This is a genomic window from Pseudomonas sp. GW821-FHT09E12, from assembly GCF_059416085.1.
Map to the genome: position 1 here is coordinate 220,044 of NZ_JBWKOM010000008.1, position 12,086 is coordinate 232,129.

At 63.9% G+C, this 12,086-nt stretch carries 9 protein-coding genes; 4 read left to right on the forward strand and 5 right to left on the reverse strand.

Translation table 11 applies throughout. The annotated features are described in order from the left end of the window. Nucleotides 1-88 precede the first annotated feature (88 nt). The 5 genes from prpF to AC07PQ_RS23485 all read right to left on the reverse strand — a co-directional run bounded on the left by prpF (nt 89) and on the right by AC07PQ_RS23485 (nt 7,062). Nucleotides 89-1,279, reverse strand: a complete 1,191-nt coding sequence (gene prpF, locus AC07PQ_RS23465; protein WP_493185276.1) for a 2-methylaconitate cis-trans isomerase PrpF — start codon at nt 1,277-1,279, stop codon at nt 89-91. Between the two features lie 60 nt (nt 1,280-1,339). Beyond that, entirely contained in the window at nt 1,340-3,934 is a 2,595-nt protein-coding gene (acnD, locus tag AC07PQ_RS23470) for a Fe/S-dependent 2-methylisocitrate dehydratase AcnD (RefSeq protein WP_493185277.1), read from the reverse strand. 188 nt (nt 3,935-4,122) lie between these two features. Next, the gene (prpC, locus tag AC07PQ_RS23475) at nt 4,123-5,250 is read right to left on the reverse strand and encodes a bifunctional 2-methylcitrate synthase/citrate synthase (protein WP_007927495.1); all 1,128 of its coding nucleotides are present in this window, start codon (nt 5,248-5,250) and stop codon (nt 4,123-4,125) included. 196 nt (nt 5,251-5,446) lie between these two features. Continuing rightward, nucleotides 5,447-6,343, reverse strand: coding sequence for a methylisocitrate lyase (prpB, locus tag AC07PQ_RS23480; protein WP_025804289.1), 897 nt, complete (start codon nt 6,341-6,343; stop codon nt 5,447-5,449). Continuing rightward, nucleotides 6,340-7,062 carry a GntR family transcriptional regulator gene (locus AC07PQ_RS23485; RefSeq protein ID WP_101337259.1) on the reverse strand — a complete coding sequence of 241 codons (723 nt, stop codon included), beginning with the start codon at nt 7,060-7,062 and terminating at the stop codon, nt 6,340-6,342. The genes prpB and AC07PQ_RS23485 overlap by 4 nt, the downstream gene beginning before the upstream one ends. A gap of 269 nt (nt 7,063-7,331) precedes the next feature. On the opposite strand from AC07PQ_RS23485, the gene rloA reads away from it, so the two are divergent. From rloA to pabB, 4 genes are all read left to right on the forward strand, one after another. Beyond that, the gene (gene rloA, locus AC07PQ_RS23490) at nt 7,332-7,874 is read left to right on the forward strand and encodes a retropepsin-like aspartic peptidase RloA (RefSeq protein WP_007930640.1); all 543 of its coding nucleotides are present in this window, start codon (nt 7,332-7,334) and stop codon (nt 7,872-7,874) included. A 5-nt stretch (nt 7,875-7,879) separates the two neighbouring features. Then, nucleotides 7,880-9,412, forward strand: a complete 1,533-nt coding sequence (gene rloB, locus AC07PQ_RS23495) for an osmotic stress tolerance membrane protein RloB (protein ID WP_493185278.1) — start codon at nt 7,880-7,882, stop codon at nt 9,410-9,412. Then, nucleotides 9,412-10,398: an alpha-L-glutamate ligase-like protein gene (locus AC07PQ_RS23500; protein WP_007930638.1), complete on the forward strand. Its 987-nt coding sequence runs from the start codon at nt 9,412-9,414 to the stop codon at nt 10,396-10,398. Before rloB ends, AC07PQ_RS23500 begins: the two co-directional genes overlap by 1 nt. A 243-nt stretch (nt 10,399-10,641) precedes the next feature. Beyond that, a complete protein-coding gene (pabB, locus tag AC07PQ_RS23505) occupies nt 10,642-11,985 on the forward strand; it encodes an aminodeoxychorismate synthase component I (RefSeq protein ID WP_493185279.1) in 1,344 nt (447 codons plus the stop codon). The last annotated feature ends 101 nt before the right edge of the window (nt 11,986-12,086 follow it).

Sequence of the window (12,086 nt, forward strand, 5' to 3'; positions counted from 1 at the left end):
TCGCGATGACGGATGGACTGTCGGCATCGATGTCGACCGTGGTATCGCTATCGCGAGCAAGCTCGCTCCTACAGGGGCCGTTTATGATTTAGAACGCGTCGCCGGGCACACGTACCCAGCCTTCCATCAAGACCCGCGCGCTACGACTCATGATGGCCTTGGTCACGCTCCATTCGCCGTTGTCCTGCACAACTTCGGCGCCGACGCGCAGGGTCCCCGACGGGTGGCCGAAACGCACCGCGCTGCGCTCTCCGCCGCCGGCCGCCAGGTTGACCAGGGTCCCGGGGATCGCCGCCGCCGTGCCAATGGCCACCGCGGCGGTGCCCATCATCGCGTGGTGCAGCTTGCCCATGGACAGCGCGCGCACCAGCAGATCGATATCGGCAGCCTGCACCGCCTTGCCGCTGGAAGCCTGGTAGTCCGCGGGCGGCGCGACAAAGGCGACCTTGGGCGTGTGCTGACGCTTGGCCGCTTCATCCAGATTCTGGATCAGCCCCATGCGCAGCGCGCCGTGGGCGCGAATGGTCTCGAACATCGCCAACGCCTTGGGGTCGCCGTTGATATCGCCCTGCAGCTCGGTACCGCTGTAGCCGATGTCGCGGGCGTTGATGAAAATCGTCGGGATCCCGGCATTGATCATGGTGGCCTGGAAAGTCCCGACACCCGGCACCTCCAGATCATCCACCAGGTTGCCGGTGGGGAACATCGAACCGCCGGCGCCCTCTTCCTCGGCCGCCGGGTCAAGGAACTCCAGCTGCACTTCGGCCGCCGGAAAAGTCACCCCGTCCAGCTCGAAATCGCCGGTTTCCTGGACCGCGCCGTTGGTGATCGGCACATGGGCGATGATGGTCTTGCCGATATTGGCCTGCCAGATGCGCACCACGGCCACGCCGTTCTGCGGAATGCGCTCGGCATCCACCAGGCCGCTGCTGATGGCGAAGGAACCGACCGCCGCCGACAGGTTGCCGCAGTTGCCGCTCCAGTCGACGAAAGGTTTGTCGATGGACACCTGGCCGAACAGGTAATCCACGTCGTGGCCGGGCTTGATGCTTTTTGACAGGATCACCGTCTTGCTGGTGCTGGACGTGGCGCCGCCCATGCCGTCGATCTGCTTGTCGTACGGGTCGGGGCTGCCGATCACCCGCAACAGCAACGCATCGCGGGCCGCGCCCGGCAGCTGCGCCGCCTCGGGCAGGTCCTGCAGGCTGAAGAACACACCCTTGCTGGTGCCGCCCCGCATATAGGTGGCGGGAATCTTGATTTGCGCTACGAAAGCCATGGATTTCGGTCCTGATAAAGACCGAGGGCGGCGCCTTGCGGCCCGCCCCCGGTACGTCACTTAACTGGCGACAGCCGATTCGAGGAAGTCCTGGGCAAAGCGCTGCAACACGCCGCCCGCTTCGTAGATCGACACCTCTTCGGCGGTGTCGAGCCGGCAGGTCACCGGCACCTCGACCCGTTCGCCGTTCTTGCGCTGGATCACCAGGGTCAGCGTGGCGCGCGGCTTGCGCTCGCCCACCACATCGAAGGTTTCGGTGCCGTCGATGCCCAGGGTCTTGCGGTCGGTGCCCGGCTTGAACTCCAGCGGCAGCACGCCCATGCCCACCAGGTTGGTACGGTGGATGCGCTCGAAGCCTTCGGCGGCGATGGCTTCCACCCCGGCCAGGCGCACGCCCTTGGCCGCCCAGTCACGGGACGAGCCTTGGCCGTAGTCGGCGCCGGCGATGATGATCAGCGGCTGCTTGCGCTGCATATAGGTCTCGATGGCTTCCCACATCCGGGTGACCTGGCCTTCCGGCTCGATCCGCGCCAGCGAACCCTGCTTGACCTTGCCGCCTTCCTGGACCATTTCGTTGAACAGTTTCGGGTTGGCGAAGGTCGCGCGTTGCGCGGTCAGGTGGTCGCCCCGGTGGGTCGCGTAAGAGTTGAAGTCCTCTTCCGGCAGGCCCATTTTCGCCAGGTACTCGCCGGCCGCGCTGTCGAGCATGATGGCGTTGGACGGCGACAGGTGATCGGTGGTGATGTTGTCCGGCAGCACCGCCAGCGGGCGCATGCCGGTCAGGCTGCGCGCCCCGGCCAGGGCGCCTTCCCAGTACGGCGGACGGCGGATGTAGGTGCTCATCTCACGCCAGTCGTACAACGGCTCGACCTTGGGCCCGGTGTCTTCGTGAATGGCGAACATCGGGATGTACACCTTGCGGAACTGCTCGGGTTTCACCGATGCCTTGACCACCGCATCGATCTCTTCGTCGCTCGGCCAGATGTCCTTGAGGCGGATTTCCTTGCCATTGGCGTCCAGGCCCAGCACGTCCTTCTCGATGTCAAAGCGAATGGTCCCGGCAATCGCATAGGCCACCACCAGCGGCGGCGACGCGAGGAACGCCTGCTTGGCATAGGGATGGATACGCCCGTCGAAGTTGCGGTTGCCCGACAGCACCGCGGTGGCATACAGGTCGCGGTCGATGATTTCTTTCTGGATCACCGGGTCCAGCGCGCCGGACATGCCGTTGCAGGTGGTGCAGGCGAAGGCCACGACGCCAAAGCCCAATTGCTCCAGCTCGTGGGTCAGGCCGGCTTCGTCCAGGTACATGGCCACTGTCTTGGAACCCGGTGCCAGCGACGACTTGACCCAGGGTTTGCGGGTCAGGCCGAGCTTGTTGGCGTTGCGCGCCAGCAGGCCGGCGGCGATCACGTTGCGCGGGTTGCTGGTGTTGGTGCAGCTGGTGATGGCCGCGATGATCACCGCGCCATCGGGCATTTGTCCCGGCACCTCTTCCCACTGGCCGGCAATGCCCTTGGCCGCCAGGTCGCTGGTCGCCACCCGGGCGTGGGGGTTGCTCGGGCCCGCCATGTTGCGCACCACCGAGGACAGGTCGAACTGCAAGCCGCGCTCGTACTGCGCGTTCTTCAGGCTGTCGGCCCACAGGCCGGCCTGTTTGGCATAGGTCTCGACCAGTTGTACTTGCTCGTCTTCACGACCAGTGAGCTTGAGGTAGTCGATGGTCTGCTGGTCGATGTAGAACATCGCCGCGGTGGCGCCGTATTCCGGGGCCATGTTGGAGATGGTCGCGCGGTCGCCCAGGGTCAGCGCCGCGGCGCCCTCGCCGAAGAACTCCAGGTAGGCGCCCACTACCTTCTGCTTGCGCAGGAATTCGGTCAGCGCCAGCACCATATCGGTGGCGGTGATGCCCGGTTGCAGCTTGCCGGTCAGCTCGACGCCGACGATTTCCGGCAGGCGCATCCAGGACGCCCGGCCGAGCATCACGCTTTCGGCTTCCAGGCCGCCGACGCCGATGGCGATCACGCCCAGGGCATCCACGTGCGGGGTGTGGCTGTCGGTGCCAACGCAGGTATCGGGGAAGGCCACGCCATCGCGCGCCTGGATCACCGGGGACATTTTCTCCAGGTTGATCTGGTGCATGATGCCGTTGCCCGGCGGGATCACGTCGACGTTCTTGAAGGCCTTCTTGGTCCAGTTGATGAAGTGGAAACGGTCTTCGTTGCGCCGGTCTTCCACGGCGCGGTTCTTGGCGAACGCATCCGGGTCGAAGCCGCCGCACTCCACCGCCAGCGAGTGGTCGACGATCAACTGGGTCGGCACCACCGGGTTGACCTGGGCCGGGTCGCCGCCCTGGTCGGCGATGGCGTCACGCAGGCCGGCCAGGTCCACCAGGGCGGTCTGGCCAAGAATGTCGTGGCACACCACGCGGGCCGGAAACCACGGGAAGTCGAGGTCGCGCTTGCGCTCGATCAGTTGCTTCAGGGAAGCGCTCAGGGTCGCCGGATCGCAACGCCGCACCAGGTTTTCCGCGAGCACGCGCGAGGTGTACGGCAGGCTGTCGTAGGCGCCGGGCTGGATCGCCTCGACAGCCGCGCGGGTGTCGAAGTAGTCCAGTCGGGTACCGGGTAACGGTTTACGAAATTCAGTGTTCATCGTCAGGACTCGGTCACGGTGATTGCAAAAGGTGGGGCTGGCACCGGCACTGAACCGCCCTCTGTAGGAGCGAAGCTTGCTCGCGATAGCGGTGTAACGGTCGACATAGATGTTGAATGTCATTCCGTCTTCGCGAGCAAGCTTCGCTCCTACAGGGCTTTGGGTTCAGCCAGTGACAGGGCCACCGGTCAGCGACGTTCGATTGGCACGAACTTGCGCTGTTCAACGCCGACGTACTCGGCGCTTGGACGGATGATGCGGTTGTTGGCGCGCTGTTCGAACACATGGGCGGCCCAGCCGGTCAGGCGCGAGCAGACGAAGATCGGGGTGAACAGCTTGGTCGGGATGCCCATGAAGTGGTACGCCGAGGCATGGTAGAAATCGGCGTTGGGGAACAGCTTCTTCTGCTCCCACATGGTCTTGTCGATGGCTTCGGAAACCGGGAACAACACCTTGTCGCCCACCTCAATGGCGAGCTTTTTCGACCAGCCCTTGATCACCTCGTTGCGCGGGTCGTTGTCTTTGTAGATCGCGTGGCCGAAGCCCATGATCTTGTCCTTGCGCTCGAGCATGCCGAGGGTGCCCTTGATCGCCTCTTCCGGCGAAGCAAAGCGCTCGATCATCTCCATCGCCGCCTCGTTGGCACCGCCGTGCAGCGGGCCGCGCAGCGAACCGATGGCCGCGGTGACGCAGGAGTACAAGTCCGACAGGGTCGAGGCACAGACTCGGGCAGTGAAGGTCGAGGCGTTGAATTCGTGCTCGGCGTAGAGGATCAGCGAGACGTTCATCACCTTGGTGTGCAGCTCGCTCGGTTTCTTGCCGTGCAGCAGGTGCAGGAAGTGGCTGCCGATGCACGGCTCGTCGGTCACGCAATCGATGCGTTTGCCGTCGTGGCTGAAGCGGTACCAGTAACACATGATCGCCGGGAACGCGGCCAGCAGGCGGTCGGTGACGTCACGTTGCCGGGAGAAGTCCTGTTCCGGCTCGATATTGCCGAGGAACGAACAACCGGTGCGCATCACATCCATCGGATGGGCGTCGGCCGGGATGCGTTCCAGCACTTCTTTCAGCGCCTGCGGCAGGTCGCGCAGCTTGCTCAGCTTCTGGGTGTAGGCGTCCAGTTGCGCCTGGGTCGGCAGCTCGCCGTACAGCAGCAGGTAGGCCACTTCCTCGAACTGCGCGTCGGCCGCCAGTTCGCGTACGTCGTAACCCCGGTAGGTCAGCCCGGCACCGGCCTGGCCCACGGTCGACAAGGCAGTCTGTCCGGCCACCTGGCCACGCAGGCCAGCGCCACTCAATACTTTTGCTTCGGCCATTGCTCTCTCCAATCTTGAATTTGTTAGGGAATCGGCAAATCGTCAAAACCAATACTGCTTTATGTAGCCGCTGCCGCAGGCTGCGACAGGACCGAAGGTCCTCCTGCGTCGAGAGGCGCGCCGCGGCCGTGCCGGCCGATCGCAGCCTGCGGCAGCGGCTACAGGTTTTGCATCAGTAGTCAAACCGCGTTCGGGTTCAGCTTTTCTTCTGGGCGAACAGCGCATCGAGCTTCTGCTCGAAGGTGTGGTAGTCGATGCGGTCGTACAGTTCCATGCGGGTCTGCATGGTGTCGATCACGTTCTGCTGGGTGCCATCGCGACGGATCGCGGTATAGACGTTTTCCGCCGCCTTGTTCATGGCGCGGAACGCCGACAGCGGGTACAGCACCAGGGAAACATCCACGGATTTCAGTTGCTCGGTGGTGTACAGCGGCGTGGCGCCGAACTCGGTGATGTTGGCCAGGATCGGCGCTTTCACCCGGTTGGCGAAGATCTTGTACATCTCCAGCTCAGTGATGGCTTCCGGGAACACCATGTCGGCGCCGGCTTCAATGCAGGCGGCGGCGCGATCCAGGGCCGACTCCAGCCCCTCCACCGCCAGGGCGTCGGTGCGGGCCATGATCACGAAGCTGTCGTCGGTGCGGGCATCCACCGCGGCCTTGATGCGATCGACCATTTCCTGCTGGGAAACGATCTCCTTGTTCGGCCGGTGGCCGCAGCGCTTGGCGCCGACCTGGTCCTCGATATGAATCGCCGCCGCGCCGAACTTGATCATCGACTTGACGGTGCGCGCTACGTTGAACGCCGACGAACCGAAACCGGTGTCCACGTCCACCAGCAACGGCAGGTCGCAGACGTCGGTGATGCGGCGCACGTCGGTCAGCACGTCGTCCAGCCCGGTGATGCCCAGGTCCGGTACGCCGAGGGAGCCGGCCGCCACCCCGCCGCCGGACAGGTAGATCGCCTTGAACCCGGCGCGCTTGGCCAGCAGCGCATGGTTGGCATTGATGGCGCCGACCACCTGCAACGGTCGTTCGCTGGCGACCGCATCGCGAAAGCGCTGGCCTGGAGTGCTCTTGTTGTTGGAACTCATGACTCACCTCGTGGAGTGGCTGTCTGCGGGGCGCCGTCCTGGTAATGACGGGCAATGTTGCGTTTGGAAGCACCGATGTGACGGCGCATCAACAACTCGGCCAGTTCGCCGTCGCGATCGGCAATGGCATCGAGAATCCGGTGGTGCTCGGCGAACGCCTGGTGCGGGCGGTTGGGCGTGGCGGAAAACTGGATGCGGTACATGCGCACCAGCTGGTACAGCTCGCCGCAGAGCATCTGCGTGAGGGTGCGGTTGCCCGCGCCCTGGATGATCCGGTAATGGAAGTCGAAATCGCCTTCCTGCTGGTAGTAGCCGAGCCCGGCCTGGAACGCCGCGTCGCGCTCGTGGGTATCGAGGACCCGGCGCAGCTCGTCGATTTCCTCGTTGGTCATGCGCTCGGCGGCCAGGCGGCAGGCCATGCCTTCCAGGGATTCGCGGATTTCATAGAGTTCGATCAGTTCGGCATGGCTCAGGGACACCACCCGCGCCCCGACATGGGGCACCCGCACCAGCAGGCGCTGGCCTTCCAGGCGGTGGATCGCCTCGCGCAACGGGCCACGGCTGATGCCGTAGGTGCGCGCCAGTTCCGGCTCGGAAATCTTGCTGCCCGGGGCGATCTCGCCCTTGACGATGGCCGCCTGAATGCGTCTGAAGACGTTTTCGGACAAGGTTTCCGAATCGTCCTGGGTCACGGCGGGGGGATCGAGCTGATCCAGCATATTGTCGACACCTTGAAAATCAATGCGACAAAAATTAGCTAATACAGCTCAAACAGTCAAAGGAAAAATAGATATTGTCGACAATCGTCTAATAACCCTTTACACCAAACCGGCACAAAAGCCCCCGCCCCGCCGCTGGCGCCATAAAACCAGCATGCTAGAATGCCGCCCGCATTTGCCTGTCACATTAATAAGGCAGCACACGAGGGAGCTTGCGCAGCAATGCCAGTCGCCTTGAACTGAAGAACCCATGCAACGCACCAGGATCTATGAGACTCAAGGCCTTCTCCATACTGTTCTGCCTGCTCGGCCTGCCGGGCCTGAGTGCCGCCGCCGGCAAGACCGTTTACGGTCTGAATGAATACGCCAGACTGTCCGGGATCGACCTGGAAGTCGCCGCCAAGCTCGACACCGGCGCCAAGACCGCCTCCCTCAGCGCCCGCGATATCAAGCGCTTCAAGCGCAATGGCGAGTCCTGGGTACGTTTTTACCTGGCCATCGACGCCGCCCATTCCCACCCCATCGAACGTCCGCTGGCCCGCGTCAGCAAGATCAAGCGCCGCGCCGGCGACTACGACCCCGATGAGGAAAACAACAAGAAGTACACCGCGCGCCCGGTCATCGAGCTGGATATCTGCATGGGCGGTGCCCTGCGCAGCATAGAAGTGAACTTGACCGACCGCAGTGCATTCCAATACCCGCTCTTGATCGGTTCCGAAGCGCTCAAACGCTTCGATGCACTGGTCGACCCCAGTCTTAAATACGCTGCTGGCAAACCTGCCTGCGCCACCGACGCTCATACCGCAGAGTAATTCCAATGCGCTCTCTTACCCTCCATCTGAAAATCCTGATCGCCATCCTGGTGGTGCTGGGCATTTCGATCACGGCCTATCAGATTTTCGTGCTCGGCATCCCGGTGACCGAAGACGCCACCGACGACCTGTGGAACATCGACGCCAAGGTCGAGTTCGTCGCCAACGCCAAGGACCCGATCAAGATCCAGATGTTCGTGCCGCCGTTGAGCCGCGACTATGTCAGCCTGAACGAGAGCTTCATCTCCAATAACTACGGGGTGGCGGTGAACCGCGTCGACGGCAACCGCAAGGTGACCTGGTCGGCCCGCCGCGCCAAGGGCAACCAGACCCTCTACTACCGCCTGGTGCTGACCAAGCACTACACCGCGGAAAAAGCCAAGATCAAGGGCCCGACCTTCCGCGACAGCATCGCCGTCGAAGGCCCGGAAAAGATCGCCGCCGAAGCCCTGCTCGCGCCGATCCGCCAGCACTCGGCCGACGTCGAGACCTTCATCAGCGAAGCCATCAAGCGGGTCAACAACAGCAGCGACGACAACGCCAAGATGCTCCTGGCGGGCGATCCGTCGCCGGCGAACAAAGCCAAGATCGTCGACCTGCTGCTGTCCATCGCCCACGTGCCGATGGAAAAGGTCCACACCATTCGCCTGGTGGCCGACCAGCCGCAGGCCCCGGAACTGTGGCTGCGCAGCTTCAACGGTACCGACTGGCTGTACTTCAACCCGGAAACCGGCGAACAAGGCCTGCCCAGCGACCGCCTGTTGTGGTGGATCGGTGACGACAGCCTGATCACCGTCGATGGCGGCAAGAAAGCCACCGTCACCTTCAGCCTGAACAACAGCGAAATGAACGCCATTCGCCTGGCCAAGCTGACCGACGAGAACACTGACGCCAATTTCCTCGAATACTCGCTGTACGGCCTGCCGCTGCAGACCCAGCAGACCTTCATGATCATGGTGATGATCCCGATCGGCGTGCTGGTGATCCTGGTGCTGCGCAACCTGATCGGCCTGCAGACCCTGGGTACCTTCACCCCGGTGCTGATCGCCCTGGCCTTCCGCGAAACCCAGCTGGGCTTCGGTATCGTGCTGTTCACGGTGATCACCGCGCTCGGGCTGTCGCTCAGGTCCTACCTGGAACACCTGAAGCTGCAGATGCTGCCGCGGCTGTCGGTGGTGCTGACCTTCGTCGTGGTGCTGATCGCCGCCATCAGCCTGTTCAGCCACAAGCTCGGCCTGGAACGCGGCCTGTCGGTGGCCCTGTTCCCGATGGTGATCCTGACCATGACCATCGAACGCCTGTCGATCACCTGGGAAGAACGGGGCGCCGGCCATGCGATGAAAGTCGCCATCGGCACGCTGTTCGCCGCCTCCCTGGCGCACCTGATCATGAGCGTGCCGGAGCTGGTCTACTTCGTCTTCACCTTCCCGGCGATGCTGCTGATCCTGGTGGGCTTCATGCTGGCGATGGGTCGCTACCGCGGCTACCGCCTGACCGAGCTGATCCGTTTCAAAGCCTTCGTCAAGGCTGATTCGTAATGTTCGGCCTGTGGAAGACCTGGAAGGCCCTGGAAGCCCGGGGCATCATGGGGATCAATCGGCGTAACGCGGACTACGTGCTCAAGTACAACAAGCGCAGCCTGTACCCGATCGTCGACGACAAGATCATCACCAAGGAGCGCGCGATCAAGGCCGGCATCCATGTGCCGGAACTGTACGGCGTGATCTCCACCGAGAAGGAAATCGACAAGCTCGACGAGATCATCGGCGGGCGCAACGACTTCGTGATCAAGCCGGCGCAAGGCGCCGGCGGCGACGGCATCATCGTGATCGCCGACCGTTTCGAGGGTCGCTACCGCACGGTATCGGGCAAGATCATCAGTCATGAAGAAATCGAGCACCACATCTCCAGCATCCTCACCGGCCTCTATTCCCTGGGCGGCCACCGTGACCGGGCGCTGATCGAATACCGGGTGACCCCGGACCAGATCTTCAAGAGCATCAGCTACGAAGGCGTACCGGACATCCGCATCATCGTGCTCATGGGCTACCCGGTGATGGCCATGCTGCGCCTGCCGACCCGCCAGTCCGGCGGCAAGGCCAACCTGCACCAGGGCGCCATCGGCGTCGGTGTCGACCTGGCTACCGGCCTGACCCTGCGCGGCACCTGGCTGAACAACATCATCGCCAAGCACCCGGACACCACCAACGCGGTGGACGGCGTGCAACTGCCCTACTGGGACGGCTTCATGAAGCTGGCGGCCGGCTGTTACGAGCTGTGCGGCCTGGGCTACATCGGGGTCGACATGGTGCTGGACCAGGAAAAGGGCCCGTTGATCCTCGAGCTCAACGCCCGCCCCGGCCTGAACATCCAGATCGCCAACGACTGCGGCCTGACCCAGCGCACCCACGCGGTCGAAGCGCACCTGGCAGAACTGAAAGCCCGCGGCATCAGCGAAACCGTCGAGCAGCGCGTGCAGTTTGCCCAGGACCTGTTCGGCCATATCCCGGCGGTGGAAGGCTGAACCACAGCAACGGAAAACCCTGTAACCGCTGCCGCAGGCTGCGCCCGACCGCGAAGCGGGCGCCGCTTTCGACATCACCGAGGACCTTCGGTCCTTTCGCAGCCTTCGGCAGCGGCTACAGGGTATGCGGCGAGGCGGGCAATGCGTCGTAAACAGGGCAATCCCCGACATCCCCACTAGGAGCAAATCCCTGAGGGGACTACAATCGCCAGCCGCGCTCCTCCGATGGCTGATCCGCCCCGCATGTCGACCTGCTCCGTACACCCGCTGCCCTATCGCACCAACCCCGCCGAGTATTTCGCGGCGATCCGCCATGCCCCTGGCGCCGTCCTGCTCGACAGCGGCTGGCCCAGTGCCGAACGCGGCCGCTATGACCTGCTCAGCGCCTGGCCACGGACGCAGTTGGCCGTCCTCAAGGACGAAAGCGGCGAAGATTTCCTGCAACGCCTGCGACTCAACCTGGATCAATTGGGCCAGGCAGCGATCCCGGCGCCTTACCAGTTGCCTTTCGCCGGCGGACTGATCGGCTACCTGAGCTACGACTTCGGACGCCATCTGGAACGCCTGCCCAGCCAGGCCCTGGATGACCTGCAACTGCCCGATGCGCGCTTCGGCCTCTACAACTGGGCGCTGATCAGCGACCATCAGCAGTGCACCAGCCAACTGGTGTTCCACCCCGCGCTTGCCGCCAGCGAACGCCAGCGCCTGATCGCCCTGTTCGGCCAGGCGCCAGTCAGCGCCAACGACAGCTTCAAACTCAGCGGGCCGATGCTGCCTGACCTCAGCGCCGCGCAGTACCAACAGGCGTTCGAGCGCATCCAGGCGTACATCCAGGCCGGCGACTGCTATCAGGTCAACTTCGCCCAACGCTTTCGCGCGCCCTGCGCTGGCGATCCGTGGGTTGCCTACTGCGCGCTGCGGGCGGCCTGCCCGACGCCTTTTTCCGGGTTCCAGAGCCTGCCGGAAGGTGGCGCGGTGCTGAGCCTGTCGCCGGAGCGCTTCGTGCGGATCAGTGAGCGACAGGTGGAAACCCGGCCGATCAAGGGCACCCGCCCGCGCGGCCAGGATGCCGCCGAAGACGCGGCGAACGCCGCCGAACTGCTGGCCAGCCCCAAGGACCGCGCGGAAAACCTGATGATCGTCGACCTGCTGCGCAACGACCTGGGCCGCACCTGCCGCATCGGCTCGGTGCGGGTACCGGAGCTGTTCAGCCTGGAGAGTTACCCCAACGTGCACCACCTGGTGAGCAGCGTCACCGGCGAACTGGCGGACGACAAGGACGCCCTGGACCTGATCGCCGGCAGCTTCCCCGGCGGCTCGATCACCGGCGCACCGAAGATTCGCGCGATGCAGATCATCGACGAGCTGGAACCGACCCGGCGCGGGCTGTATTGCGGTTCGTTGCTGTACCTGGACGTGCGTGGCGAGATGGACAGCTCGATCGCCATCCGCAGCCTGCTGGTCAAGAATGGGCAAATCTGCTGCTGGGGCGGTGGCGGGATTGTCGCGGACTCGGACTGGCAGGCCGAGTATCAGGAGTCCATCACCAAGGTGAAGGTGCTGCTGGAGACCTTGCAGAGCCTTTAAAAGCATCGCGGGCAAGTCGGATCGCCGTCCGGGTCGATGTCGTTCACCGCAATGTGGTACGACGCAGACCTGTAGGAGCGAGGCTTGCCCGCGATGGCTGC